Source organism: Rhodanobacter sp. UC4452_H20 (genome assembly GCF_052978205.1).
The window spans coordinates 3240124-3265878 of sequence record NZ_CM129662.1; the positions used below are offsets into that span (position 1 = coordinate 3240124).

The following is a 25755-nucleotide window of genomic DNA, read 5'->3' on the forward strand; positions in this document are numbered from 1 at the left end:
GAGGTCATTTTATTGAAGCGGGCCCTGCTTGTAGATCACGCCGTCCTTCATCACGAACTCGACGTGCTGCATGACGGTGATGTCATCGAGCGGATTGCCGGGTACGGCGATCACGTCGGCGCCGCGGCCGACCGCGATGCGGCCGAGCTGGTCGGACTTGTGCAGCAGTTCGGCGGCGTGGGTGGTGGCCGCCTGCAGGGCGAACATCGGCGGCATGCCGGCTTGCACCATGTAGGCGAACTCCTTCGCGTTGTCGCCGTGCGGGAACACGCCGGAGTCGGTGCCGAAGGCGATCTTCACGCCGGCCTTGTACGCCTTGCCGGCGGTGGCCATGATCACCGGGCCGACTTCCTCGGCCTTGCGCGCGACCTGCGGCGGATACCAGCCCTCGCGCGCCTTCTCCATCACGTACTGGCCGGCGATGATGGTGGGCACGTACCAGGTGCCGTGCGCCTTCATCAGTTTCATGTCCTCGGCATCCATGAAGGTGCCGTGCTCGATCGAATCGACGCCGCCCAGCACCGCGCGACGGATCGCCTCGGCGCCATGCGCGTGCGCGGCCACGGTGAAGCCGTAGTCGTGCGCAGCGGCGACCACGGCCTGGATTTCCTCCAGCGTCATCTGCGGGTTTTCGGAGCTGGAGCTTTCGTCCAGCACACCGCCGGAGGGCATGATCTTGATCAGGTCGGCGCCGTCCTTGTAGTGCTGGCGCACGGCCTTCCACGCGTCGGCGGGCGAGTTGATGATGCCATCCTTGGGACCGGGGTCGCCCTGCAGGTTCCAGCGGAAGCCATTGGTGGGGTCGGCGTGGCCGCCGGTGGTGCCGATGAACTTGCCGGCGCTGAAGATGTGCGGGCCGGGCACCAGGCCGGCGTTGATCGCGTTGCGCAGCGCGAGCGAGGCATTGTCGTCGTCGCCGAGGTTGCGCACCGTGGTGAAGCCGGCGAGCAGGGTGCGTTTGGCGTAGACGGTGCCGCGGATGGCGTGGTCGGCCGGATTGAGGCGGAACTTGTCGCTGTAGGTGCTCTTGCTGAACTGCATCGTCAGGTGCGTGTGCGAGTCGATCAGCCCCGGCATGCAGGTGGCATCGGCCAGCCGGGTGAAGCCCACCGTGCCGGCGGCCTGGCGGTACGGCGCGATGTCGACGGTGCCGGGATGGATCTCCTTGATGCGGCCGTCCTCCACTACCAGCGTGGTCTGGCCCAGCATCTTGCCGGCGGCCGGGTCGAGCAGGCGCGCGCATTCGATCACGCTGACGCGGTGGTCGCCGGCATCGGCGCGGGCCGGCGCGTCGGCGCCGGCAGCCAGAGGGAGACATGCCACGAGGGCGGCGAACAACAGGTGGCGAGTCGTGGTCATGGTGGTTCCCCCGGGTGACAGTGTGCTGATCCTACTCGGCGCCTTCGCGGCGCGCGGGCTCCTGTGTTGCAGCGTCGCCCTGGCGGCGGTCGATGCCGGTGCGCCGCTCGTGTTCCTGCTGCTCGGTATCCACGTGGCGCTGGTGCAGGTCGGATGCCGACGCGTCACCGGGCAGCGCCGCGGCCGGCTCGCGATCGCCGCCCGGCGTGATCTTCAGGATCGAGTGGCGCACCTCGCGCGACAGGATCACGCGGGCGTCGCGCACCAGATCCTCCAGCGCGCGGTCGTAGTCGAGCTTGCCGTTCTCGTCGGTCCATACCACCTTGCGTTCGCGCAATTTCTGGATGAAGCCGCGGAACAGCGCCTTGTCGAAGAACTCCGGTGCGGACAGCTCGTTGAGCAGGCCCAGTCGCTGCGCGGTGAGCGTGCAGGCGTTCTCCAGCTCGCCGCCGGTCAGCGTGTGCGGGCCATTCTTGGCCAGCGCCGCGATGGTGATGTAGTAGCGCTCGAACGCCTGGATCAGGCTGCGCGCGATCACCCGCAGCTGGAAGGCGCTGTCTTCCTGACCGGCGCTGCGTTCCAGCGAGCGGCCATGGTTGGTGGATTCGAGCAGGCCGCGGCGCACCAGGAAGTCGATCGTCGCCTTCAGCTGCTCCTTGAAGCCGTCCTCATCCCACGGCAGGAACAGTTCGCCCTGGATGAACGGATACACGATGCCGCCCAGGCGCAGGATCGCGTCACGCGACATGCGCCGGTTGTTGAGGAAGCAGCAGGCGACCCATGCCGCGCTGGCCATCAGGTGCAGCACGTTGTTGCGGAAATAGCTCAGCAGCACGGCCTTTTCGCCGCTGACGGTGAGCACGTCGCCCAGCGGGTGCTGCACCCGCTCGATCCAGCCCATCTGCTCGCCGTAGGCGATGATCGCGGCCGGGTTCATCGGAGTCAGCGTGACGCGGTCGGAGTACGGCAGTTCCTCCAGCAGCGCCTTGCCAAGGTCGAGCTGCATCAGCAGGTCGTTCTCGGCCATCGCGTGCTTGGGCGTGGCCAGCAGGGCCAGCGCCAGCAGGTTGATCGGATTGACGTCGGCGGCGCGGTTGATGTTGACCTGGATCTTCTCGGCCAGCTGGCTGACCACCGAATTGAGCCACTCGGGTTTCGCCTCCGGGTCGAGCCCGGCGCTGCGCCAGTCGCTGCTGGCGGCGTCGAGCAGCGGGGTCAGCTCGATCGGCTCGCCGAAGTTCAGCGCCACGTGGCCGTAGCGCTGGCGCAGCACCTTCAGGCCCTTGAGCAGGCCGAGCAGGGATTCCTTCTCCTTCGGCTTGCCGGAGAGCTCGCCGATGTAGCTGTTGCCCTCCATCAGTTTCTCGTAACCGATGTAGACCGGCTGGAACAGCACCGGCCGGCGCGGCGCGCGCAGGAAGGCGCGCACGGTCATCGACAGCAATCCGCCGCGCGGCGACAGCAGCCGCCCGGTACGCGAGCGGGTGCCCTCGGTGAAGTACTCGATCGGCACGCCGCGGTCGATCAGCTGCGCCATGTATTCCTTGAACACCACCGAGTACAGCGGGTTGCCGGTGAAGCTGCGGCGCATGAAGAACGCGCCGCCGCGGCGCAGGATCGGCCCGATCACCGGCAGGTTGAGGTTCACCCCCGCGGCAATGTGCGGCACCACCACGCCGGAGACGTGCAACTGGTAGCTCATCAACAGGTAGTCGGCGTGGCTGCGGTGGCTGGGCACGTAGACCACTTCGTAACCCGGCGCCACCGCGCGGACCTTGTCGAAGTGGTGCATCGCGATGCCGTCGTACAGTTTGTTCCAGAAACTGGACAGCACGAACGATGCCGAACGCACCACCGGATGCGAATAGTCGGCGGCGATCTCCAGCAGCATCTTGTGCGCCTTGCGCCAGGCCTTGGCGTGGCTGGTCTTCTCCTTGGCGGCATTGGCGGCGATCGCCGCACGCACCGGCTCGGCCGCGAGCACCGCGTCGACCACGGTGCGCCGGTGTGACAGGTCGGGCCCGATCACCGCGGCGCGGATGCGCCGGAAGTGGATGCGCAGCACCCGCGCGATCTTGCGCGCGAAGCGCTCCGGTCCGATCTCGCCGGATTCATCCAGCACGCTGCGCAGCGATACCGGCGCGGAGAAGTGCACCACCGTGTCGCGCCCGTTCAGCAGCAGCGCCAGCAGGCGGCCGAAGCGGCCGACCATCACCCAGTTTTCCGAGAACAGCACGCGGAACCAGCCGGTCTCACGGCTGGGTGCGCGGCCGACGTAGATCGCCACTGGCACGACCTGGACGTCCAGGTCGGGCACGCCCTCGAGCGAGCGCACCAGCTGGCGCAGCGGTTCCCCGGCGGCGCGCTTGCGGCTGCGCCCGAACAGCCAGCCGTCGCGGCGGGTCAGGGCGAACACGGAGCGGCGCCGGCGGGTGCCGGCCAGCGGCTGCATCGGGTTGGGCAGGCCGGCCTCGCGGCAGGCGCGCTGCAGGATCAGCGCGTCGGAGAAGCCGTCGCGCTCGATCACGTAGCACACCGGCACGCCCGGTTGCAGCAGCGCCGCCGGCTCGGCGGGGTCGCGGCGGATGCGCACCCAGGGCTGCAGCAACTGCCCGGCCAGGTTGAACCACCAAGGGGCGCGGCGACGTACGGTGGAGTCCACCATTGTGGTATTCGGCATCGGGCCATTCTACCCGGCCGCGTCGTCCAATCCGCGCCGATGGCGGTCGGCGGCGCCGCGGGGGCGGCCATCCGGACCGCTTGCCGGGGGTTCCTCGGCCCACGGCGGCAAGGGGTGTGGGCGAGCCTCGTGCCGCATCGCGGCGTGAAGGTCAAAGAAAACCCCGCGGGCCGAGGGCCTCACGGGGCAATCCGGCAGAGCCGGAAGGGAAATGGCCTTGCCCGCAAGGAATCCCCGGCAGGCGTTGGCGGAGCAAATGTTATCGGTTCGTCAAAGTTTAGGCAATACTTGCCGTTTGTCTTGCAGAGCCATGATTTTGTTGACGAATATTATTCAGAGCGCAACGCGTCGATCTTCTGTCGCCGGCGTTCCGCCGGTGGCGCGCTCCAGTCATTGTTGAACAGTGCCGGTTCCCATGACCCGTAGGTGGGGTTGGGCAGCACGAACCAGCGCCGGCCGATCCAGTCCATGTAGGGCGCCATGGCGCGGTGGCGACCGGCGGCATTGTTGGCCAGTACCGTCACGAAGTCGCCGATCTGGTCGCCGAACTGCATCAGCACGCGGTACTTGCGGCTGACCAGCTGGCGCCGGCAACCCTTCTCCGTGCCGATCTGCTCGCAGCCTTCGACGAAGGTGCCCAGGCCGAGGAAGGCCTCCGGCCCGGACACCGGCAGGCCGGCCTTGCGCAGGTTGGCCAGGGTGGCCTGGTCCAGATCCTTGGCGCGGTTGGAGATGTAGATGACGGCGATGCCATGCCGGGCGGCGAAGCGGGTGAACGCGACTGCGCCGGGCAGCGCGCGGGCGGCCTCCTCCTTGCACCAGGCGGCCCAATCGGCCTCGTTGTACTCGCCGCCGCTTTTTACCAGGCGCGCCTGGTAGGGCGAGTTGTCCAGCACGGTCTCGTCGATGTCCAGCACCACGGCCGGCTTGAGGCCGCGAAGCGGCGCGGCGCGGTCGTCCTTGGCCAGTGCATCCCAGCCTTGGTCCTGCAGGGCGGCCAGCAGGCCCGCTTCGGCATCGCGATAGGTCTGCAGGTAAATCAGGTCGTGCTCGATCGCGGTCTGGGTCCACGCCACGGCATTGAGGTTGTCGTTGGCGGCGACGGTCGCGGGCGCGGCAGGAGAGGAGACGACCTCGGGATGGCGGAGTGGGGTGGCCGCACAACCGGCCAGCAGGGCGAACGCGAGCAGGCTCGCGGGCAAACGGAGTGGCATGCGCAGATCCTTGGGGCGGGGCGACGTGGGCAGGCGCCCGAGTTTACGACAGCCACATGACGGTTTCGGCGGGGCTGGCAGCGGCCGCGGGCTGCTGACAGACTGCCTGCTCTCCCACTCTGGTTTCGTCTCGCATGGATTTCCCCAAGCCCGCCTTGCGCGATCCCTCGAACGTCATCAGCTATGCCAGCTACCTGCTGGTTGCGGTGGGCCTGCTGCTGGTCATCGACCTGCACCTGCTGCCGGCCCTGCTCGCTGGCCTGCTGGTGTTCGAGCTGGTGCAGTCGATGGCGCCGCTGCTCGGCCGGCGCATTTCCGGCGACCGCGCGCGACTGCTGGTGGTGGCCGTGCTGGGCGCCATCGTGGTCGGCCTGCTGCTGTTGCTGATCCTCGGCGCGATCAGCCTGTTCCGGCACGAGCTCGGCAACCCCGAGCTGCTCTGGCAGCAACAATTGATGCCGCTGGTGGAAAAGGCGCGCCAGCAATTGCCGCCGGCCCTGGTCAACAACCTGCCCGACAGCGTCGACGACCTGCGCGTGGGCGCGATCGAGCTGGCGCGCAAGCATGCCGGTGCCCTGCAATTGGCCGGCAAGGGTGCGGTGCGGGTTTTCGTGCACATCCTCATCGGCCTGGTGCTGGGCGCGATCGTGGCGCTCGGCCGCGCACGGCCGGCGCACCAGATCGGCCCGCTGGCGGCCGCACTGAGCCTGCGCTGCCTGCGGCTGGCGCAGGGGTTCCACAACATCGTGTTCGCGCAGATCAAGATCTCGCTGATCAACACCGTGTTCACCGCGATCTTCCTGCTCGGCGTGCTGCCGCTGCTCGGCGTCCACGTGCCGCTGGCCAAGACGCTGGTGGTGGCGACCTTCATCGTCGGCCTGCTGCCGGTGATCGGCAACCTCATTTCCAACACCGCCATCACCATCGCCGGGCTGTCGGTGTCGCTGAGCGTGGGCATCGCCGCGCTGGCGTTCCTGATCCTGATCCACAAGCTCGAATACTTCCTCAACGCCCGCATCGTCGGCACCCAGATCCATGCCCGTGCCTGGGAGTTGCTGTTGGCGATGCTGCTGATGGAAGCCGCCTTCGGCCTCCCGGGCGTCATCGCCGCACCGATCTACTACGCCTACCTGAAACTGGAACTGGAAGCGTGGGGGTTGGTGTGAGGGTGGTCGACGGATGAATCGAGCAGGACGGCGGACGGTCCGCTGCCGGTGCGCGCCGCTTCTTCGCCGAGCGCAAAGTTCCTGCTATCTTCGGGGATCAAGAGCCATTCGCCCACGGGCGCAACGGCCGTATGGGGCGGTCATTTCCAGGGGAGTTGAATACATGCGACACACGTTTTTTCAGGCGTTGCTTGGCGGTGCGCTGGCAGCGGCATTGAGTCTGGGGTCGGCTCACGCGGCCCAGCCGATTCCGGTGGAGGCGTTGGCCCGCTTGCCGGCACTGCAATCGGTATCGATGAGTCCGGATGGCAAGCATCTGGTCGGGCTGATTCCCTCGCCCAACGACAAGGACGATACGGCGCTGGCCACGTGGGATACGGACGCGCTGTCCGCCGGCCCCAAGGTGGTGACCCCGTCGGGCGACCACATGAAGTTCATTGCCGCCTATGCCCTGAAGGCGAACAAGCTGCTGGCGATCGCCCGGCAGGAATGGACCGGCCACCTCGGCGGTTGCGGCGAGGGCAAGGACACCGGTGCCACCAAGACGTTCGTCGTCAAGACCTATCTGGCCGATGCCGACCAGAAGAATTTCGGCGAAGCCTTTGCCAATGACACACGCAGGGTCGGCGTCAGCAAGGACACCGAGCGCTGCCTGGAGATCGCCGGCACGTCGGATCTGGTGAACATGCTGCCGCTGGATCCGGATCGCGTCATCATCAGCCAGTTGAGCCAGGTCACCTGGACCTCGAACTACTACCTCTACAACCTGAAAACCAAGGAGCGCGAACTGCTGTTCAAGGGCGGCAATCGCGCCCGGCCTTCGCTCTTCGACTCCCGCACCGGCAAGGTGCTGGCCAAATCCGAGATCGAGCCCGTCGGCGGCGATTACGAACAGCGCGTGCTGCTGCTCAATGCCAAGACCGGCCAGTTCGAGTTGCAGCCTGCGCTGACCACCAAGCTCTCCCAGCGTTACACCGTAACGGTGGAGGGCCTCGACGACGCGACCGGCAAGTTCTACATCCTGACCGACCAGTTTTCCGACAAGCTGCAGGTGCGCATGTATGACCCGGCGACGCAGAAGTACGACCCGGAACCGGCCCTTGCCGACAAGAACTATTCCATCGGGGGCCTGCTTTTCAGCACGCGGGCCAGCAACTTCAACCAGATCGTGGGCTTCGTCGTCGATGGGCCGTATCGCCAGGTCGTCTACATCGACCCGGAATTGAAAGCCATCCAGGACTCGATCAAGCAGGCCTTCCCCGGCCAGCAGGTAAACATCGCCAGCTACACCGACGATCTGGCCAAGGTGCTGTTCACCACGCAGAGCGCCAGCAATCCGCCGGCCTACCATCTGCTGCTGGGCAAGAAGCAGGTGGCCAACCTCGGCAGCACGCGCCCGTGGATCAGCAACGACATGACCGGCGAGGAAAGCTGGGTGACCTACAAGGCGCGCGACGGGCGCGAGATTCCCGCGATCCTCGACCTGCCTGCCGGCTGGAAGCAGGGCGATGCGCCGGCGAAGGCGATCATCATGCCGCACGGCGGTCCATGGGCGCGGGATTACACGGGTTGGGACGCGTCGGGCTGGGTGCCGATGCTCACCTCGCGCGGCTATGCCGTGCTGCGTCCGCAGTACCGCGGCTCGGAAGGTCTCGGTCGCGAGCTCTGGATGGCCGGCGACAAGCAGTGGGGCCTGAAGATGTCCGACGATCTCGACGACGGCGCTGCGTGGCTTGTCTCGCAGGGTGTTGCCGCCAAGAACCAGATCGCGATCTTCGGGTACTCGTACGGCGGGTTCGCGGCCGTGGCCGCCACCGTGCGTTCGCCGTCGCCGTACCAATGCGCCATTGCCGGCGCGCCGGTGGCCAATCTCGGTCGGCTGGGCACATCCTGGAGCGACAACCGCCTGCAGCGCATCCTGCAGGGCCAGACCGTGAAGGGCATGGACCCCATGGAGAATGCGGACAAGGCGCACCTGCCCATCATGCTGTTCGACGGCGACCGTGATGTGCGGACTCCGCCGGCGATCCACGCCCATCCGTTCTACGAGGCCGTCAAGAACCGCGTGCCGGCCCAGTTCCACTGGATTCCGAACATGCCGCACAGCATGCCCTGGTATCCGAGCCAGCAGCGGCAGACCCTCAACTTGATCCTGGATTTCCTGGGCAAGAATTGCGGGCAGATTTCAGGCTAGCCGAACGTTTTTGCCTGCCGGTTGAGGCGGTTGCACAGTCTCCCCCCACCGGCTACATTCGCTTAACCGCAAAATAATGCGGTTACAACAACTGGTCGATTTAGGGGAGTGCTATTTCATGAACAAGTTTGTCCAACGAGGGCTTCAACGCTTGCCGCTGGCGATCGCGGTCGTTGCAGCGTTGCAAGTCACGCCTGTGTTCGCACAGGACCAGGCGCCGGCAACCGACAGTGCCAGCCAGTCGACCAGCCAGCAGGCTGACACGACCAAGCAGCAGGACCAGAACAAGAAGGCCAAGGAGCTGGAGACGGTGACCGTCACGGGCACCCTGCTGAAGCGGCCGGAATACCAGACCACCTCGCCAGTGCAGGTGATCGACGTCCAGAACAACATCGCCAGCGGTCAGTTCGACACCGCCGACTTCCTGCAGACGACCACCGCTGCCGCGGGCTCCACGCAGATCAATGGCCAGTTCGGCGGCTACATCGTCGAAGGCGGCACCGGCATCCAGACCGTCAACCTGCGTGGTCTGGGCGCCAACCGCACCCTCGTCCTGCTCGACGGTCAGCGCCCGGGTCCGGCCGGCACGCGCGGCCAGACCGGCGCGGGCTTCGACCTCAACGTGATTCCGCAGGTCATCCTGTCGAACATCGAAGTGGTCAAGGACGGTTCTTCGTCGCTGTACGGTTCCGATGCCGTTTCCGGCGTCGTCAACCTGATCACCAAGAAGCGCATGGATCGTCCCGAAATGACTTTCGCCGCCAGCATGCCTCAGCATGGCGGCGGCGAGCAGTACACCTTGTCGTTCGGCACCGGCTGGAACTTCGACAAGGGCAGCGTCGTGCTGGCGGCACAGCTCGATCGGCTCAACGCGATCGAGCTGGGTGACCGCGACTTCCTCAAGTGCAGCCAGGATCGTGTCTGGGGTACCGACGGCCAGCGCATCGACCGCGAGGATCACTCCGTCATCGGAGGCACCAGCCTCGGCGGTTGCAACAACCTGTACGCCAACAGCATCATCAACTACTTCAATCCCGGCATTCGCTACGTGCCGTCCGTGGACGGCAGCACCGTCGGACCGTTCCCCGGTTACCACCCACGGCCGAACCCGTCCAAGAGCTACGGCAACTCGCCGCAGGCGTACTACGAGGATCAGCTCAACTTCCCGTTCGTGGGTGATGCGTACGCCATCAACCAGCGTCAGCGCGCCAGTGTCTATGCGGCCACGAATTTCAGCTTCGGCGAGGTGAACTGGAGCACCCAGTGGCTGGCAAACCGTCGTGAAACCAAGACGCACGGCTACCGCCAGTTCTTCCCGATCGTCTACAACCCGACGGACGACAATTACTACGAGCCCATCATGCCGTTCCCCTCGAATGGCAAGGAGACCGTGGATTATTTCTACGGCACCACCAAGCTGGAAGGCCTGTTCGCCTCCACCGACAGCTGGTCGTGGGAAGTCGATGCCGGCTACAGCCGCTCCAGCGGCGATTACAGCCAGCTCGCGATCGATGCGCGCAAGAGCGGTGACCTGGGCGACGCGGCCAACGAGCTCGACACGCCGCTGGTCGACTACTTCGATCCGGGCATCCTGAACGGCGACAAGATGAGCCAGCTCGTCAACGCCGTCGGCATGAACATCAAGGGCAACACCCTATACACCCAGGCAACCGCCAAGGCGCTGGCCACCGGCAACCTGTTCACCCTGCCGGCGGGCGACGTGGGTGCGGCGTTCGGCCTCGAGTATCGCCATTACTCGATCGACGACCAGCCTTCCGAAGCCTCCAAGAACGGCTGGCTGTGGGGCTCCAGCTCGGCGCAGGTCACGCGCGGACAGGATCACGTCACCGAGGCGTTCTCGGAAATCGACGTGCCGTTGCTGAAGGGCCTGCCGGCAGTCGAGTCGCTGTCGGCCAACTTCTCGGGTCGCGCGTTCAAGTACGGCAGCATCCCGGGCACCGACAACGTGTGGAAGACCGGCCTGAACTGGCAGATCACCCCGACCTTCCGTCTGCGCGGCACGCTGGGCACGTCGTATCGCGCCCCGGGCCTCTACGAGCTCTACCTCGGCAACCAGACCGGGTTCCTGGGCCAGCTCGGCATCGATCCCTGCATTCTGTGGGGTGACAGCAGCAACGATCGCCTCCGTGCCAATTGTGCCGCGGCGGGCATCCCGGCCAACTATCCCGGCGGCGGTGCTTCCGCGACGATCTATTCGGGTGGCGGTGCGGGCTTCCTGAAGCCGGAAACCTCGCGTGCGAAGTCGGCCGGTTTCGTCTGGCAGCCGACCTTCGCCAACCTGAACGTGGCGCTGGACTATTTCGATTACAACGTCCAGGGCGAGATCTCGCAGCTCGACGCCGGCGACATCGTACTCGGCTGCTACGGCTCCACCGTGTATCCCAACTCGTTCTGCAACCAGCTCGTGCGCAACCCGCCGAACGCAGCTGCCGATCCGAACCGGATCACCGAGATCTACAGCGTCTACGTCAACATCAACCGCGAACGGACCCGCGGTTACGACCTGCAGATGAACTACAGCAACGACTTCTCGTTCGGCAAGCTGACGGCGGAAGGGCAGATCACCTACACGATGTCCGACATCTACCAGCTGTTCGACTCGGCTGCGGCCAGCGGCCTGAGCTCGTCGGAGCAGGTGGGTTACATCGGGCGTCCGAAGACGGTGGCTCGCAGCGTCATCAGCCTGGAGCGGGGCGACTGGACCTATACGTGGAACGGCCAGTACGTCAGCACCACCCGCAACAAGGACCTCAGCAACATCTATACCTACCTGGGGTACAAGGGCGCGGCTCGGGACATCGAGGCAAGCTGGCAGCTCATCCACAACGTGTCGGTCGGTTATGAGCGCGGTCATTGGGGTGTGCTGGTCGGTATCCGCAACGTGTTCGATACCGAGCCGGATCTGATCTCGCCGAGCGCGGGTACCACGGTGGGCAATGCACCGCTGTATGCCTCGCAGTACGACTGGTACGGCCGTACGTTCTTTGCGCGTCTGAACTACAAGTTCTGATCGCAAAGGCGTTGGTGCAGGACGAAAAGAGGCGACCTTCGGGTCGCCTCTTTTTTTGTAGTGATGCCGGTGCGCCGTCGCGGCGGTTGGCGAACTACCCGCCGGCCAGCATCGCCTGGATCTTGGCCATGTGCGACTCGGCGGTTTCGCGGGTCACTTCCTTGTCCGCTTCGGGGTCCTTGCCCTGCCAGTGCAGGTCGGTTTGCGGCAGCTCATGCAGGAAACGACTGGGCTGGTTGCGGTGGATCTCGCCGTAGCGCCTGGTCTGCGCGGACCAGGACAGGGTCAGCAGTTCCTTGGCGCGGGTGATGCCGACGTACATCAGGCGGCGTTCCTCGTCGATGCGGCCTTCGTCCAGCGCGCCCTCGTGCGGCAGCGTGCCGTCTTCGCAGCCGACGATGAAGACGAAGCGGAACTCCAGGCCCTTGGCGGCGTGCAGCGTCATCATGCGCACCGCGTTGCCCGGCTCGTCGCGGTCGGCGTGGCTGAGCAGGGCCAGTTGGGCGGCAAGGTCGCCGGCGCTGTTGCCTTTCTGCATCGCGCGGAACCAGTCGGCGAGTTCCTTCAGGTTGCCCAGCTTGCGTTCGCGCACGCTGGCGTCGGGCGTGGCGGCGGCAATCTGTGCGGCGTAGCCGGTGCGCTTGAGGATGCGTTCGACCAGGTCGGCGGCGCTTTCGTGCAACGAGGCGCTGCGCAGTTCATCGAGCAGGTCGGAAAAGCCCGCCAGCGCGGCGGCCGGTCGCGGCGTGAGCTGGCGCAGCACGCCGTCGCTGCGGGTGGCATCGAGCAGCGAGCAGTGGCGCGACTGCGCGATCTGGCCGAGCTTCTCCAGCGTGGTGGAGCCGATCTCGCGTTTGGGCACGTTCACCACGCGCAGGAAGGCGGCGTCGTCGCTGGGGTTGGTCAGCAGGCGCAGGTAGCACAGGATGTCCTTCACCTCGGCGCGGTCGAGGAAGGACAGCGCGCCGGTGAGGTGGTAGGGGATGCGCGCCAGCCGCAGCGCCTTCTCCAGCGGGCGCGCCTGGAAGTTGCCGCGGTACAGGATCGCCATGTCGTCCCAGCGTGCCTTGTGCTTCTCCGCCAGCGTGGTGGCGATCGCGGCGACGCGCTCGGCCTCGTGCTCGGCCTCCTTGCATTCCAGCACGCGGATCGGTGCGCCTTCCGGATGCTCGCTCCACAGCTTCTTTTCGTGGCTGTGCGGGTTGTGCGCGATCAGCGCGTTGGCTGCGCGCAGGATGCGCTTGCCGCAGCGGTAGTTCTGTTCCAGCTTGATCACGCGCAGGTTCGGCCAGTCGCGGCCGAGCTGGTCGATGTTCTCCGGGTTGGCGCCGCGCCAGGCGTAGATCGACTGGTCGTCGTCGCCCACGCAGGTGATTCCGCCGCGCTCGCCGGTGAGCGCTTTCAGCAGGCGGTACTGCGCATCGTTGGTGTCCTGGTACTCGTCCACCAGCAGGTAGCGCAGGCGCTCGCGCCAGGCGTCGCGGCATTCGCCATCCGATTCCAGGATGCGCAGCGGCAGCCGGATCAGGTCGTCGAAATCCACCGCGTTGAACGCGGCCAGGCGCGCCTGGTACAGCTCGTAGATGGTCGCCGCCTCCAGCTCGCGCGGGCTGCGCGCGGCGGCCAGCGCTTCCTGCGGCGACAGCCCGCCGTTCTTCGCGCGGCTGAGCAGGTTGCGCAGGCCGAACAGCACGTCGGGCTTGGCGCCTTTGGGCGCCAGCTCCTTGACGATGCCGCCGCTGTCGTCCGCGTCCAGCACCGAGAAACCGCGGCGCAACCCGGCGCGCGCGTGCTCGATCTGCAGGAACTTCAGCCCCAGCGCGTGGAATGTGCTCACCGTGAGCGCGGCCGCATCCTCGCTCGACACCAGCTTGGCCACGCGCTCGCGCATCTCGCGCGCGGCCTTGTTGGTGAAGGTGATCGCGGCGATTCTCGACGGGTCGAGTCTGCGGCGCTGGATCAGATACGCGATCTTCTGCGTGATCACGCTGGTCTTGCCGGAGCCGGCGCCGGCCAGCACCAGCAGTGGCCCCTCGCAATGTTCGACGGCGGCCAGTTGTTGTGGGTTGAGCATGGATCGTTGCGAGGGTGGGACAGCGCCCGATGGTAACAGAGCGGCCGTGGGGCATAATCGAGCGAACCCACCGATGGGGAGCTGCATGACAGCCCAGCAAGTCGAGCAATGCGACGTGGCGGTGATCGGTGCCGGCCCCGGCGGCAGCACCGCAGCGGCGCTGCTGGCGCGTCGCGGCTACCGGGTGATCGTGCTGGAAAAGGCGCGCCACCCGCGCTTCCACATCGGCGAATCGCTGCTGCCGATGAATCTGCCGGTGTTCGAGCGGCTCGGCGTGCTGGACAAGGTGCACGCGATGGGCGTGTTCAAGGCCGGCGCGGACTTCGAGGCGGACAACGAGCGCGGCTACAACGTGTTCTCGTTCGGTCGCGCACTCGGCGACAGCCCGCCGCACAGCTACCAGGTGTGGCGGCAGGATTTCGACCAGATGCTCTGCGAGCACGCGCGCGAATGCGGCGCCGACGTGCGCGAAGGGCAGCAGGTGGTGGCAGTCGAGCAGCGCGGCCCGCGCCAGACGCGGATCGAGGTGCATGCCGACGACGGCGCGGAGCACGCGATCGAGGCGCGTTACCTGGTCGACGCCAGTGGCCGCGATGCCTTCCTCTCGACGAAGCACAAGCTCAAGCGCAGGAATCGCCAGCACCAGAGCGCGGCGCTGTTCAGCCGATTCCGCCATGCCGCGCGCCGCAGTGGCGAAGACGCGGGCAACGTCAGCATCTACCGCTTCGAGCACGGCTGGATGTGGATGATCCCGTTGCCCGACGACAGCATGAGCGTGGGCGCGGTGTGCTGGCCCGATTACCTCAAGCAAAGGCACGGCGACACGCGCGCCTTCCTGCTCGACACGCTGCGGCAGAACGCGGCGCTGTGGGAACGCCTGCAGGGTGCCGAGCTGATCGACGAGGTGCGTGTGGCCGGCAACTATTCCTACGACTCGCGCGAGATGGCCGGCCCCGGCTGGATCCTGGTCGGCGACGCGTTCGCCTTCCTCGACCCGGTGTTTTCCTCCGGCGTGTTTCTGGCGATGGACGCGGCCGAGCGTGCGGTGGACGTGATCGACGGCGCGCTGCGCGAACCGGAGCGCGAGGCGGCGCTGCAGCGGGCGCTGGAGAAGCGCCTGCGCATGGGCATGGCGCGCTTCGCGTTCTTCATCCACCGCTTCAACGAGCCGGTGATGCGGCGCATGTTCGCTGCGCCGCGCAATGGCTGGCAGCTGGAGCAGGGCGTGATCTCGATGCTGGCCGGCGACCTCTACGACCCGCCGCGCGTGCTGCGGCGGCTGCGCCTGTTCAAGCTGGTCTACGCGATCATGGTGCTGCGCCATCCGCGTCAGTGGTGGCGCGGCCATCGCCATCGGCTCGCGCAGGCGCGCGCGGAGTGAGTGCGCAGCCTACAATGACGCGTTTCCGCTGACCGATCGCCGCGCCGACGCCCCATGGCCAAGCTCTATTTCTATTACTCGGCGATGAACGCCGGCAAGACCACCACGCTGCTGCAGAGCGCGTACAACTATCACGAACGCGGCATGCGCACGCTGATCCTCACGCCGGCGCTGGACAACCGCTTCGGCGAGGGCGTGGTCGCTTCGCGCATCGGGCTGAAGGCGAATGCGCGACGCTTCGCCGGCGACGAGGATCTGTTCGCCCTGGTCGAGGCCGACATCGCCGCACGCGGACCGCTGCATTGCGTGTTCGTCGACGAGGCGCAGTTTCTCGGCAAGGCGCAGGTATGGCAGATCAGCGATGTCGTCGATCGACTCCATATTCCCGTGCTGGCCTATGGTCTGCGCACGGACTTCCGCGGCGAGTTGTTCGAGGGTAGCCGCCACCTGCTGGCCTGGGCCGACGAGCTGCAGGAGATCAAGACGATCTGCCACACCGGGCGCAAGGCCACCATGGTGGTGCGCGTGGACGAGCACGGCCGTGCCGTCACCGAGGGTCCGCAGGTCGAGATCGGCGGCAACGAGCGCTATGTTTCGGTGAGTCGCGCCGAGTTCAAGAAGATCAGCGAAGGCCGCGGTCGCATCGAGCTGCAACAGACGGTGCTGCCGCTGGACGACGAGCGCTGAACCCCGCCATCGCAAGGATGACCATGAGCCACCAGTTCCCCATTCCCGCCTGGCAACGCCCGCACTGGCAGCCGAGCGAAGAAACGATCGTGCTGCAGTTCTACGTGTTCGGAAAATTCGAGGCCGTGCGCGTGCCCTCGCAGGATTACGGCAGCCCCGGCCTGCCGGCGGGCCTCGCCGCGACCAATCATCGCCACGCCGATCTGCGCGGCTGGGACGGCTACCCGCTGAAGGGGGCGATGGGGCGCATGTACAAGGCCGATGCGCCGCAGGCGTTCCAGCGCGCGTTCGATGCACCGGAGGTGATGGTGGTGCGCGGCGCGCTGGCGGACAGCCCGGCCACCGGCTACCTGCGTGACACCCTGGGCGTGCTGGCGGGCATGCTCGACATCGGCGGCGTGGCGGTGCTCGATCCGCAGATACTCAGCCTGCTCGACGCCGATGCCTGGCGCCGCCACTACCTGATCCGTGATGGCGCGCCGATCCGGAACCACCTGCTGATCCTGTGCGACGGCGACACCGCGCCGGGACGCTCGTGGATACGAACGCGCGGCATGCGCAAGTTCGGTCGCCCCGACATCAGCATCCGCGACGTGCCCGACGCCGCCGTCGATCGCGCCGGCGCGTTGTGCGAACAGATGGCCGAATTGCAGGCGCTGGGCGCGCATTTCGCCGATGGCCAGGCGCTCCAGGGCGAGGGCATCCCCGCCGGCATGGTCGCGAGACTCGGCGGCGGCATGGATGAGCCGCCCTTCAACAACAGCTGGGTCGAGTTTCGCTGGGCCTGACCGGCCGCGTGCCGGTCAGCCCGTCTCGTGGCGGGGCGCGGACTGGTTGCAGGGGCGCACAAACGGCGAGGCCGGCACCTGGGTGCCGGCCTCGCATCATCGCAGTACGCGCGGGATCGCGCGGACGGGCTCAGCCCACCGTGATGAAGCGCTGCGCGTCGTCCATGAACGCCTTCTCGCCGAAGCCGCCTTCGTGCGAACCGAACGGCATCTGCGCGCGCAGCTTCCACGTCGCCGGCACGTTCCATTCCTGGCGGGTCGCCTCATCCGTGACCGGGTTGTAGTGCTGCAGGCTGGCGCCCACGCCGGCCTCGGTCAGCGCCAGCCACACGGCGAACTGGGCCATGCCGCTGCTCTGTTCGGACCACACCGGGAAGTTGTCCGCGTACAGGGCGAACTGTTCCTGCAGGCCTTTCACCACCGACTGGTCCTCATAGAACAGCACGGTGCCGATGCCGGCGGCGAAGCTGTCCAGCTTGGCGGCGGTGTTGGCGAACGCCTCGGCCGGCACGATCTTCTTCAGCTCCTGCTTGGTCAGCTCCCAGAACTGCTCGCTCTGCTCGCCGAACAGAATCACCGCGCGCGAACTTTGCGAGTTGAACGACGACGGCGTGTGCTTGATCGCGTCCTTGACCAGGCTGGTGAGGGCGTCCTTGTCCAGCGCCACGTTGCGACCCAGCGCGTACTGGGTGCGGCGCTTCTTGAGCGATTCGATGATGGTGCTGTTCATGGAGGTTCCTCCGAAAGACGTGGGATCTATACGCTTTTTGGAAACAGTGGAAGTCCAGCGACTTTCACGGTTCCTGCGTTACAGGTGGCTATCTTAGAAGCTGAACCCAGGTTGGGTAGCCGGCAAATCGTGACAACTCTGTTTCCAAAAGGAAACAATGACGATGCTTGCCATCGTGGGCCGTACCGGAAAATCGGGGGCGTGCCGCTTTGCCCGCGCCTTCAGCGCTGGCAGTGCGGGCACCAGAAGGTGGAGCGCTGGCCCAGCACGGCCTGCCGGATGGCGCTGCTGCAGACCCGGCAAGGTTCGCCGGCGCGGCCGTAGACCATCAGCTCGCGGAAGAAATAGCCCGGTGCGCCGTCGGGGTTGAGGAAGTCGCGCAAGGTGGTGCCGCCGCGCTCGATCGCCCATGCCAGCAGGTGCTTCACTTCGGCGGCCAGTCGTTCGTAGCGCGCCCGCGACACGCCGCCGGCGGCGCGGCGCGGATCGATGCCGGCGCGGAACAGCGCCTCGCTGGCGTAGATGTTGCCCACCCCGACGACGACGGCGTTGTCCATCAGGAACAGCTTCACCGCCGCCGTGCGTCCGCGCGAGCGACGCCACAGCAGCTCGCCGTCGAAGGCGTCGGTCAGCGGTTCGGGGCCGAGATGGGCCAGCAGCTCGTGCGTGGTGCCCGGCGGTTGCCACAGCAGGCAGCCGAAGCGGCGAGGGTCGGTGAAGCGCAGGACGCGCGATGCCTGCGCGGCGCTGCGTTCCAGCGCGATGTCGACATGATCGTGCTTGCCCACCGGCGCGTCGGGCGGCAGCACACGCAGCACGCCGCTCATGCCCAGATGCAGCAGCGCGCTGCCGGCGGCGGTGTGCAGCAACAGGTATTTCGCGCGGCGTTCCACCGCGTCGATGCGCTGGCCGGGCAGCAGCTCGCCGATCTCGGGCGGGATCGGCCAGCGCAGATCGGGACGGCGCAGGAGCACGCCGCTGACGCGACGGCCGATCAGGTACGGCGCGATGCCGCGGCGGGTGGTTTCGACTTCCGGCAGTTCGGGCACGACAGTTCGACGCTCAGTGCAGTTCGGTGGTGCGGATTTCCGGCGAGCGCGGCATGTAGCGCGCGGACACCAGCGCCACGCGCTCGCCGACGCGCACATAGCGTTGCGGCCCGGTCACCGCATTGATGCCGAAGGCCAATGTCTGGCCGTCCAGAGTCAGCACCGCATGCGGCGGCGCCAGGCCGATCTTCGCCAGCTCGAAATCGGCCAGCGGACGCCAGTTCAGCGCGCGCGCGGCGGCGATGTCGGCCAGGTCGCGCAGGCGGTCGTCGTCGGCCACCCGGCGCGCCGTGCCGTCGGTACGCCACCAGTGGCCGTCGCCACGCTTCTCGTAATGCAACGTGGCGGCGCCGGGCAGGGCGAGGCTGATGTGGTTGATCACGGACGGATCGAGCGTGGTCAGCTCACCGTTCGCGCGGCTCGCGTCGTGTTGCCATTGCCACAGCGCCAGTCCGAGCAGCATGGCCACGGCGGCGAGCAGCAACCATCGTTGCCGGGCGGCGCGCTTCATCATTCAGCGCCGCCGCCGGCGCCACACGATGACGCCGCCGATGACCAGCAGCAGCAGCGGCAGGCCGAACAGGAAGCCGAAGCTCAGCACGTTCAACTCGCCCTGCGAGATTTCCAGCAGACGGTCCGGCGCGCCGCGCGGCGGCACGTCGACCAGCTTGTCGTCGCCCAGCAGCCAGTTGAACACCCGCTCGCCCAGCGCACGGTTGCCGCCGTTGCCGAGATAGGTGTTGGAGAGGAAATCCCCATCGCCGATCACCACCGCGCGCTGTTCGCTCTTGTCCGGGCTGGGCGACAGCCGGCTCAACGCGAAACCGAAATCCAGCGGGCCTTTCAGCTCGCCTGCATCGGCGTCGAAGCGGATGTCGGAGCTTCTCGTGTTGTCGATCGGCTGGAACTCGGTCCAGCTCTGCGGACTGGAACGCAGGAAGGCGTGCGTCGCCCAGCCCGTGCGCGCCACCTCGGCCAGCGCCGACGCCTGCGGGAACAGCGTGGCGAGCTGGAAGCCGCGGGTGATCGCCTGCGGCGGGTAGCTGCCCAGCGCGAGCATGCGCGGATCGTGCAGGCCCAGCGCCGAACCGGAACCGTCGACCAGCACGCCCGGCAACACGCGCACGCCCAGCACGTCGGCCAGCGGCTTGAGGCCGAGTTCGCCGTTGGCCGGCTCGGTGAGCCACAGCAGATTGCCGCCGGCCTGCACGTAGTCGACCAGGGCCTGCACCGCGCCCGGCGCGAGCGATACCGTGGGGCTGGCCAGCACCACCAGGTCGGTGTGTTCGGGCACCGCGTTGACCTGCGAGAAGTTGAGCGGCACCGCGCGCATGCCGCGGCTTTCCAGCTGCGCCATGAAGGTGCCCATGTCGGCATTCGCCTGGCCGTCGGCGCGCCGCTCGTCGTCGCCGGTGACGAAGGCGACGATGCGGTCGTTGCCGCGCTGCAGCCGCTCCAGCGCGTTGGTCAGGCTGCGCTCGGACAACTCGTCCAGGCGTTGCTCGTGGTCTCGGTAATGCAGGATCAGCGCGCCGTCGACGGTGATCCCCAGCTCGCGCATCCGGGCCGGGTCCAGTTGCGGGTCGACGAAGCGCAGGCTGATGTCGCGCTTCACCATCTGGTAGCGCTGCAGGAAGCCGGCAATAGTCTGGCGCAGGTCGCCCTGCGGGCTGGCGTAGCTGACGATGTCCACCGGCCCGTCGAGTTTCGCCAGCACCGCGCGGCTTTCCGGCGACAGGCTGATGCGACCGTTCGCGGTCCAGTCGGCTACGTAGACGTGGCGCGTGCCGAGATAACCGATCGCGGCGCAGCCCAGCAGCAACAGCAGCGCGAACAACCAGCCGTCCAGACGTCTGAATACGCTGCGCATCAGCCGCGCTCCCGCTCGGTGGAGAGGTGGCGCGTGGCCAGCGCCAGCGAGAGGCTGGTCAGCAGCGCGAACCACAGGATGTCGGCGCTGGAGACCAGGCCGCGCAGCAGCGGTTGCACGTGCGTGCTCATCGCCAGCCAGTTGATCGCGCCGCCGTCGATGCCGGCCATCTGCGCGCCCAGGTTCACGCTCCACAGCGCCAGTCCCAGGATCAGCGCGGCGGCCGCGGCGATGGCCGGGTGGCTGGCGAAACTGGAACAGGCCAGCCCCAGCGCCGCCAGCGCGGCCAGCATCAACGCCAGGCCGATGGCGGCGGCGGCGAGTTTGCCCCAGTCCAGATCGGTGGCGTGTGCCAGCGTCAGCGGCATGGCCAGGGTCAGCGCCAACCACGGCAGCAACCAGCCGAGCAGCGCAAGGTACTTGCCAAGCACGATGCGCGACGCCGGCACGCCGGCGGCAAACAGCAGCGGCAGCGTGCCGTTGCGGCGTTCACCGGCGATCGCCGACATGGTCAGCAGCGGCACCACCAGGAACGCGAGTTGCGCGAGTTGCCCCAGCAGCGGTACCGCCACCAGATCGGTGAAGCCGGGGCCGTCGGGCAGGGCGGCGCGCTGAACCTGGCCGGCCAGGAAACTGCCCAGCAGTACGGTGAAGTTCCAGCCCAGCCAGGCCAGGGTCAGCGCTGCGAGTAGCCAGCCCAGCGGACGCACCAGCAGGCGACGCCATTCCAGGCGAGTCACCGCCCACGTGCTCATGCGGCCTGCGCCGGGCGCGGGTTCATCGCGATCTCGAAGAAGCGCCGTTCCAGCGCCGCATGATCGCCGGCCTCGACCGTGCCTTCGTGCTGCAACGCGCCCTCGTGCAGGATCGCCACGCGATCGCACACCGCGGTGACTTCGGCCAGCACATGCGTGGACAGGATCACCGCGGTGCCGGCGGCGGCCTGCTCGCGGATGAGGCTGCGCAGCGCGGCCACCTGCACCGGGTCGAGTGCGTTCGCCGGTTCGTCCAGCACCAGCAGCGCTGGGCGGTGCACCAGCGCGCAGGCCAGCCCCAGCCGCTGGCGCTGGCCCTGCGACAGCACACCGGCCAGGCGCCGCGCCAGCGGTTGCAGTTCCAGCCGCTCGATGATCGCGCTGCGGGCCGCGCGCAGGGCGGCGCCATTCAGGCCGCGGATGCGGGCGTGCGCGTCCAGGTGTTCGGTCACGGTCAGTTCCGGCCACAGCGGCGCGCGTTCGGGCAGCCAGCCGATGCATGTGCGAGCCAGCTCCGGGTGTTCCAGGAAGTCCTCGCCGTTCAGCTTGATGACGCCGCGGTCCGGGCGCAGCGCCCCGGCGATCATCGACAAGGTGGTCGATTTGCCGGCGCCGTTGACGCCGAGCAGGCCCAGCACCTGGCCGCGCGGCAGGCTCAGGCTGAGATCGCGCACGGCAACGCGACCGGCGCGGCGGCGTGCGACGTGATCCAGCTGCAGGGCGGGCGGCGGGTCGGGGGGGATGATCGTGGTCATTGCCTGATTGTCACGGCGCCCCCATGGTTAGACAACAGGCGATCGTGCGCGCTGCCAACCAACGCCGGTTTCACTTCCGCCTCTTGACAGGCTGTTACCATCATGACCCGGCCATGCTGGTGGGTATGGCATTCCCCGAATTAGACTCCACCCCGTCCCCCCGTTCCATCCCCATTCGGTAACTTTCATGCTTGACGCGGTACTCGATTTCCTCAACCACGGCCTCGCCAACGCGAGCTGGGGCCAGATCGCCATCTACATGCTGGTGGTGACCCAGCTCACCATCTTCACGGTGACGCTGTACCTGCATCGCAGCCAGACCCATCGCGGCGTGGATTTCCACCCCGTGCTGGCGCACTTCTTCCGTTTCTGGGGCTGGCTCACCACCGGCATGGTCACCCGCGAATGGGTGGCGGTGCATCGCAAGCACCACGCCAAGGTGGAGACTGCGGAGGACCCGCACAGCCCGATGATCTACGGCATCCGCAAGGTGTTCTGGGATGGCGTGTCGCTCTACCGCGACGCCTGCGAGAACAAGCAGGACATGGCGCAGTACGGTCGCGGCACGCCCGACGACTGGATCGAGCACAAGCTCTACGGCGCGCATCCCTACTGGGGCCCGACCCTGATGTTGTTCATCAGCGTGGCCTTGTTCGGCGTGATCGGCGCGGCGCTGTGGGCGCTGCAGATGGTGTGGATCCCGTTCTGGGCCGCCGGCTTCGTCAACGGCATCGGCCACTGGGCCGGCTACCGCAACTTCGAGAGCGCCGACACCGCGCGCAACCTGATTCCGTGGGGTTTCTGGATCGGCGGTGAAGAGCTGCACAACAACCACCACGCCTTCCCCAGCTCGGCCAAGTTCGCCCTGCGCAAGTGGGAGTTCGATATCGGCTGGGCGGCGATCTGCGGCCTGCGTGCCGTGGGCCTGGCCAAGGTGTTGCGCGTGGCGCCCTCGCTGGACGTGCGCCCGAACGTGCGCCTGCCCGACGCCGACACGCTCAAGGCGGTGCTCACCCATCGCTTCCAGGCGATGACCGACTATTACCGCGGCGTGATCGTGCCGACTCTGCGCGACGAGGCGCAGCACGCCGGCGAGAACATCAGGGCGATCCCGCGCCGGATGCGGCTGGCCATGGCCGACGGCGGCCGTTGGCTCGACAGCGAGGGCCGCGACCGCATGCAGGCGATGCTGGCCAAGCGCCCCACACTGAAGACCGTGGTCGAGTTCCGCAGCCGCCTTGCGGCGCTGATGGAACAGCGCGGTGCCGACCAGGCGCTGAAGGGTTTGCAGCAGTGGATCCACGAGGCCGAGGAAAGCGGCATCCGCGCGCTGCAGGAGTTCGCCCAGCGGCTCAAGGGCTACACGGTCGCCACGGCCTGAGCGCCGGCGGCATCGACCCGAACCAGGCCCGCCTCGATGGCGGGCTTTTCGTTTGCCTTGAGGGAACCCCCGACTCTGTGTTTAGACCGGACACATGGTGGACGCTTTCAGGGCAGCCTCCGGCCGGGGGGCGAGGTTGCCCCGAAGAGCCGGGGCTTCGTGTGCCCCGGTTTCTCCGTTCGGGCGGCGCATGGCAAGCTCGAACCCTTGCGCATCGACAGGGAGGTACGGAATGACCCCGAGGGTGGTGGTGCTTGGCGCGACCGGCGTGTTCGGTTCGCGCATCGCGACGCGGCTTGCGCACGACGCACGTTTCGAACTGTTGCTGGCTGGACGCCACAAGGCGTCGCTGGAGGCATTGCGCGCGGCGATCGGCGATGCGCGTGTGCGCGTCCATGCACTGGATACGGCGAGTGCGGACTTTCCGGCGGCGCTGGCCGCGCTCGAACCGCATCTGGTGATCCACGCCGCCGGCCCGTTCCAGGGGCAGGATTATCGTGTCGCGGAAGCGTGCATCGACGCCGGCAGTGATTACATCGACCTCGCCGATGGCCGTGATTTTGTCTGCGGCTTTTCCCGGCTAAACGAGCGCGCACGGTGTGCGGGCCGGCTGCTGGTCAGCGGTGCGTCCAGCGTGCCGGCGCTGAGTTCAGCGGCGGTCGATGCGCTGTTGCCCCGCTTCGGCCGGCTCGACGCCATCGAACACGCGATCAATCCCGGCAACCGCACGCCGCGCGGCGATGCCACGGTGGCCTCCATCCTCGGCTATTGCGGGCGGCCGATCCGCGTCTGGCGCGAGGGCCGCTGGGACACGGTGCATGGCTGGATGGACAGCCGGCGCCAATGGTTCCCGTTCGGCCATCGCCGCGTCGGCGTCTGCGATGTTCCGGATCTCGAACTGTTTCACGCGCGTTATCCGCAGGCGCGTTCGGTGGTCTTCCGCGCCGGCCTCGAACTGCCCTTGCTGCAATGGGCGACTTGGGGCATGGGCGTACTGGTGCGACTGGGCCTGATCCGCGATCTCGCGCGCCACGCGCCCGCACTGCGGCGCATGAGCGAATGGTTCGTGCGCCTGGGCACTGATGTCGGCGGCATGGTGGTGGAGTTGCGTGGCACCGACGAGCAAGGCCGGCCGCTGCACCTGTGCTGGTGGCTGGATGCCGACGCGGGCGATGGCCCGCAGGTGCCGGTGACGCCGGCGATCGTGTTTGCGCGGCGCTGGGCGGATGGTCTGCTGGCCGAGAAGGGCGCCATGCCCTGCATGGGATTGCTTGCGCTCGATCAGATCGTCGCCGGCTTCGAGGGATTCGCGTTGCGCACCGGCGTCGAGGTGCTCAGTCGATGAAGCGCCACGCCTGGTCCGGCTCGCGCAGGCGGCATTGTGCGCGCCGACCGAACAGGCGGTATCGGTGGCGGGCGAGCCAGCGGTAGGCGCCGTCGCGCCAGCGGCGTGGAACCATGCGCAGCATCGCGCTTGCCGGGCGCCACGGCCCGCCCAAGTGGCGAAGCACGCGGACAATGGCGTCCGTGTCGCGGTAACCCCGATCCTGCTCGACCAGCAGGAACGACACCGGGTCGTCCGGCGACAAGCCGTGCGCCACCAGCAGGGCGCGACCATGTTGCCCCTGCATCGCCGCCAGCCGGAAGCGGCCGGTACGGTCGTGACGCAGGATGAAATCCACCCAGCGGCTGCACAGCACGCAGACGCCATCGAAGACGATGACGGGGTGTTCGCCTTCAGGTGACACGGTCGATCTCCAGCCAGCCGCGGTAGGCGACGAGCCGACCGAGCAACGGCAGGCGCACGTCGATGTCGAAGGCGTAGCGCCCGTCGTGCGCACCGCTGCGCGACCGCACCGTGCCGCAGAAGGAGCGCGGCAACCGCAGGCCGAACAGGCTCACGCCCCGCAGTTGCCAGTCGATCGCGTCGCCGTCGCGGCGCAGCGCGAAGCGCAGCGTGGCCGGCCCGAGATGTTCGTGCAGCAGCGGCGAGCCGGCGTGGCGGTCGAGCCTGGACTGCATGCGTCGGCCGGTGAACCGGCGCGTCCATACTTCGCGGTTGCCGTGGCGCTCGATCGTCAGCGCCAGTGCCTGCTGCGGGCCGGGCGCGGGCAGGCCGAGCAGCCGGCGCAGGCAGCGCGCGGGGAAGTGGCCGGCGCCATCGACGTCGGCCACGCCGCTCGCGCGCAGCAGCGGTGCGGCGCCGTGCATCGCCTGCACGGCCGCGGGCAAGGCGCGCCAGGCGTCATCGCCGAGCAGGGTGGGGAACAGGGCGGGGAATGTCATGGCCCGATGATGCGCGATAGGCGGGCTTCGGGCAAAAGGAAAACCCGCCGGGCGGCGGGTTTTCCTGGAGGAGTCAAGATCGCTGTTGCGGATGCTGTGGAGAGCGCAAGAGCAAGAGCGATCCCTGCCTTCGCAGGGATGACGTCATGGCAAGGGCACTCGCGCTACGCGCGAATGCGCCATGACCTCACTTGATCTTGCCTTCCTTGTAGATCACGTGCTTGCGCACCACCGGATCGTACTTCTTGAACTCGAACTTTTCCGGGGTGTTCTTCTTGTTCTTCTGCGTGGTGTAGAAGTGGCCGGTGCCGGCCGAAGAAATCAGGCGGATCTTGTCTTGCGATTTGTTGGCCAT

21 protein-coding genes are annotated in these 25755 nt (G+C 67.4%); 8 read left to right on the plus strand and 13 right to left on the minus strand.

Annotated elements, in window-relative coordinates; all coding sequences use genetic code 11:
• Positions 1–9: 9 nt before the first annotated feature.
• The 3 genes from ACVCMC_RS15020 to ACVCMC_RS15030 all read right to left on the minus strand — a co-directional run bounded on the left by ACVCMC_RS15020 (position 10) and on the right by ACVCMC_RS15030 (position 5253).
• The gene (locus ACVCMC_RS15020) at positions 10–1359 is read right to left on the minus strand and encodes an amidohydrolase family protein (RefSeq protein WP_447097876.1); all 1350 of its coding nucleotides are present in this window, start codon (positions 1357–1359) and stop codon (positions 10–12) included.
• 31 nt (positions 1360–1390) lie between these two features.
• Entirely contained in the window at positions 1391–4039 is a 2649-nt protein-coding gene (plsB, locus tag ACVCMC_RS15025; RefSeq protein ID WP_447097877.1) for a glycerol-3-phosphate 1-O-acyltransferase PlsB, read from the minus strand.
• 329 nt (positions 4040–4368) lie between these two features.
• Positions 4369–5253 carry a 5'-nucleotidase, lipoprotein e(P4) family gene (locus ACVCMC_RS15030; protein ID WP_395120449.1) on the minus strand — a complete coding sequence of 295 codons (885 nt, stop codon included), beginning with the start codon at positions 5251–5253 and terminating at the stop codon, positions 4369–4371.
• Positions 5254–5387: 134 nt separating this feature from the next.
• Here ACVCMC_RS15030 and ACVCMC_RS15035 point away from each other — a divergent pair, with 134 nt between their 5' ends.
• The 3 genes from ACVCMC_RS15035 to ACVCMC_RS15045 all read left to right on the plus strand — a co-directional run bounded on the left by ACVCMC_RS15035 (position 5388) and on the right by ACVCMC_RS15045 (position 11644).
• The gene (locus ACVCMC_RS15035; protein ID WP_447097878.1) at positions 5388–6419 is read left to right on the plus strand and encodes a hypothetical protein; all 1032 of its coding nucleotides are present in this window, start codon (positions 5388–5390) and stop codon (positions 6417–6419) included.
• A 163-nt stretch (positions 6420–6582) separates the two neighbouring features.
• Positions 6583–8613: an alpha/beta hydrolase family protein gene (locus tag ACVCMC_RS15040; RefSeq protein WP_447097879.1), complete on the plus strand. Its 2031-nt coding sequence runs from the start codon at positions 6583–6585 to the stop codon at positions 8611–8613.
• A 118-nt stretch (positions 8614–8731) separates the two neighbouring features.
• Positions 8732–11644, plus strand: coding sequence for a TonB-dependent receptor domain-containing protein (locus ACVCMC_RS15045; RefSeq protein ID WP_447097880.1), 2913 nt, complete (start codon positions 8732–8734; stop codon positions 11642–11644).
• A 94-nt stretch (positions 11645–11738) separates the two neighbouring features.
• Here the strand turns inward: ACVCMC_RS15045 and ACVCMC_RS15050 are convergent, their stop codons facing one another.
• Entirely contained in the window at positions 11739–13718 is a 1980-nt protein-coding gene (locus tag ACVCMC_RS15050) for a UvrD-helicase domain-containing protein (protein WP_447097881.1), read from the minus strand.
• Positions 13719–13803: 85 nt separating this feature from the next.
• On the opposite strand from ACVCMC_RS15050, the gene ACVCMC_RS15055 reads away from it, so the two are divergent.
• The 3 genes from ACVCMC_RS15055 to ACVCMC_RS15065 are packed head-to-tail and all read left to right on the plus strand — an operon-like array spanning position 13804 to position 16574.
• The gene (locus ACVCMC_RS15055; protein WP_447097882.1) at positions 13804–15099 is read left to right on the plus strand and encodes an NAD(P)/FAD-dependent oxidoreductase; all 1296 of its coding nucleotides are present in this window, start codon (positions 13804–13806) and stop codon (positions 15097–15099) included.
• Positions 15100–15153: 54 nt separating this feature from the next.
• Positions 15154–15786 carry a thymidine kinase gene (locus ACVCMC_RS15060; protein WP_447097883.1) on the plus strand — a complete coding sequence of 211 codons (633 nt, stop codon included), beginning with the start codon at positions 15154–15156 and terminating at the stop codon, positions 15784–15786.
• A 23-nt stretch (positions 15787–15809) separates the two neighbouring features.
• Positions 15810–16574, plus strand: a complete 765-nt coding sequence (locus ACVCMC_RS15065) for a hypothetical protein (RefSeq protein WP_395120440.1) — start codon at positions 15810–15812, stop codon at positions 16572–16574.
• A gap of 130 nt (positions 16575–16704) precedes the next feature.
• Here ACVCMC_RS15065 and ACVCMC_RS15070 read toward each other — a convergent pair whose 3' ends face one another.
• The 6 genes from ACVCMC_RS15070 to ACVCMC_RS15095 form a co-directional block, all read right to left on the minus strand.
• Entirely contained in the window at positions 16705–17304 is a 600-nt protein-coding gene (locus ACVCMC_RS15070; RefSeq protein WP_447097884.1) for a nitroreductase family protein, read from the minus strand.
• 221 nt (positions 17305–17525) lie between these two features.
• On the minus strand, positions 17526–18353 hold the full coding sequence (gene mutM / locus ACVCMC_RS15075; protein ID WP_447097885.1) for a bifunctional DNA-formamidopyrimidine glycosylase/DNA-(apurinic or apyrimidinic site) lyase: 828 nt from the start codon (positions 18351–18353) through the stop codon (positions 17526–17528).
• Positions 18354–18366: 13 nt separating this feature from the next.
• Positions 18367–18864 (minus strand): hypothetical protein, encoded by a 498-nt coding sequence (locus ACVCMC_RS15080; RefSeq protein WP_447099517.1) that lies wholly within the window; start codon positions 18862–18864, stop codon positions 18367–18369.
• A gap of 3 nt (positions 18865–18867) precedes the next feature.
• A complete protein-coding gene (locus ACVCMC_RS15085; RefSeq protein WP_447097886.1) occupies positions 18868–20223 on the minus strand; it encodes a GldG family protein in 1356 nt (451 codons plus the stop codon).
• A complete protein-coding gene (locus ACVCMC_RS15090; RefSeq protein ID WP_447097887.1) occupies positions 20223–20978 on the minus strand; it encodes an ABC transporter permease in 756 nt (251 codons plus the stop codon). The genes ACVCMC_RS15085 and ACVCMC_RS15090 overlap by 1 nt, the downstream gene beginning before the upstream one ends.
• Positions 20975–21733, minus strand: a complete 759-nt coding sequence (locus tag ACVCMC_RS15095) for an ABC transporter ATP-binding protein (protein ID WP_447097888.1) — start codon at positions 21731–21733, stop codon at positions 20975–20977. Before ACVCMC_RS15095 ends, ACVCMC_RS15090 begins: the two co-directional genes overlap by 4 nt.
• Before the next feature lie 187 nt (positions 21734–21920).
• Here ACVCMC_RS15095 and ACVCMC_RS15100 point away from each other — a divergent pair, with 187 nt between their 5' ends.
• Both ACVCMC_RS15100 and ACVCMC_RS15105 read left to right on the plus strand, forming a co-directional pair.
• Complete coding sequence (locus tag ACVCMC_RS15100) at positions 21921–23114, plus strand: DesA family fatty acid desaturase (RefSeq protein ID WP_447097889.1); 1194 nt, start codon at positions 21921–21923, stop codon at positions 23112–23114.
• Between the two features lie 232 nt (positions 23115–23346).
• Complete coding sequence (locus ACVCMC_RS15105) at positions 23347–24459, plus strand: saccharopine dehydrogenase family protein (protein WP_447097890.1); 1113 nt, start codon at positions 23347–23349, stop codon at positions 24457–24459.
• Here ACVCMC_RS15105 and ACVCMC_RS15110 read toward each other — a convergent pair.
• The 3 genes from ACVCMC_RS15110 to rpmG form a co-directional block, all read right to left on the minus strand.
• The gene (locus ACVCMC_RS15110) at positions 24449–24862 is read right to left on the minus strand and encodes a thiol-disulfide oxidoreductase DCC family protein (protein WP_447097891.1); all 414 of its coding nucleotides are present in this window, start codon (positions 24860–24862) and stop codon (positions 24449–24451) included. The genes ACVCMC_RS15105 and ACVCMC_RS15110 overlap by 11 nt on opposite strands.
• Positions 24852–25400 carry a DUF4166 domain-containing protein gene (locus tag ACVCMC_RS15115; RefSeq protein WP_447097892.1) on the minus strand — a complete coding sequence of 183 codons (549 nt, stop codon included), beginning with the start codon at positions 25398–25400 and terminating at the stop codon, positions 24852–24854. The genes ACVCMC_RS15110 and ACVCMC_RS15115 overlap by 11 nt, the downstream gene beginning before the upstream one ends.
• A gap of 187 nt (positions 25401–25587) precedes the next feature.
• Positions 25588–25755, minus strand: a complete 168-nt coding sequence (gene rpmG / locus ACVCMC_RS15120; protein ID WP_136258933.1) for a 50S ribosomal protein L33 — start codon at positions 25753–25755, stop codon at positions 25588–25590.

Coding starts and splice junctions, on each gene's coding strand:
- ACVCMC_RS15020 (WP_447097876.1), bottom strand. CDS start 1,359: ATGACCACGACTCGCCACCTGTTGTTCGCCGCCCTCGTGGCATGTCTC.
- plsB (WP_447097877.1), bottom strand. CDS start 4,039: ATGCCGAATACCACAATGGTGGACTCCACCGTACGTCGCCGCGCCCCT.
- ACVCMC_RS15030 (WP_395120449.1), bottom strand. CDS start 5,253: ATGCCACTCCGTTTGCCCGCGAGCCTGCTCGCGTTCGCCCTGCTGGCC.
- ACVCMC_RS15035 (WP_447097878.1), top strand. CDS start 5,388: ATGGATTTCCCCAAGCCCGCCTTGCGCGATCCCTCGAACGTCATCAGC.
- ACVCMC_RS15040 (WP_447097879.1), top strand. CDS start 6,583: ATGCGACACACGTTTTTTCAGGCGTTGCTTGGCGGTGCGCTGGCAGCG.
- ACVCMC_RS15045 (WP_447097880.1), top strand. CDS start 8,732: ATGAACAAGTTTGTCCAACGAGGGCTTCAACGCTTGCCGCTGGCGATC.
- ACVCMC_RS15050 (WP_447097881.1), bottom strand. CDS start 13,718: ATGCTCAACCCACAACAACTGGCCGCCGTCGAACATTGCGAGGGGCCA.
- ACVCMC_RS15055 (WP_447097882.1), top strand. CDS start 13,804: ATGACAGCCCAGCAAGTCGAGCAATGCGACGTGGCGGTGATCGGTGCC.
- ACVCMC_RS15060 (WP_447097883.1), top strand. CDS start 15,154: ATGGCCAAGCTCTATTTCTATTACTCGGCGATGAACGCCGGCAAGACC.
- ACVCMC_RS15065 (WP_395120440.1), top strand. CDS start 15,810: ATGAGCCACCAGTTCCCCATTCCCGCCTGGCAACGCCCGCACTGGCAG.
- ACVCMC_RS15070 (WP_447097884.1), bottom strand. CDS start 17,304: ATGAACAGCACCATCATCGAATCGCTCAAGAAGCGCCGCACCCAGTAC.
- ACVCMC_RS15080 (WP_447099517.1), bottom strand. CDS start 18,864: ATGAAGCGCGCCGCCCGGCAACGATGGTTGCTGCTCGCCGCCGTGGCC.
- ACVCMC_RS15085 (WP_447097886.1), bottom strand. CDS start 20,223: ATGCGCAGCGTATTCAGACGTCTGGACGGCTGGTTGTTCGCGCTGCTG.
- ACVCMC_RS15090 (WP_447097887.1), bottom strand. CDS start 20,978: ATGAGCACGTGGGCGGTGACTCGCCTGGAATGGCGTCGCCTGCTGGTG.
- ACVCMC_RS15095 (WP_447097888.1), bottom strand. CDS start 21,733: ATGACCACGATCATCCCCCCCGACCCGCCGCCCGCCCTGCAGCTGGAT.
- ACVCMC_RS15100 (WP_447097889.1), top strand. CDS start 21,921: ATGCTTGACGCGGTACTCGATTTCCTCAACCACGGCCTCGCCAACGCG.
- ACVCMC_RS15105 (WP_447097890.1), top strand. CDS start 23,347: ATGACCCCGAGGGTGGTGGTGCTTGGCGCGACCGGCGTGTTCGGTTCG.
- ACVCMC_RS15115 (WP_447097892.1), bottom strand. CDS start 25,400: ATGACATTCCCCGCCCTGTTCCCCACCCTGCTCGGCGATGACGCCTGG.
- rpmG (WP_136258933.1), bottom strand. CDS start 25,755: ATGGCCAACAAATCGCAAGACAAGATCCGCCTGATTTCTTCGGCCGGC.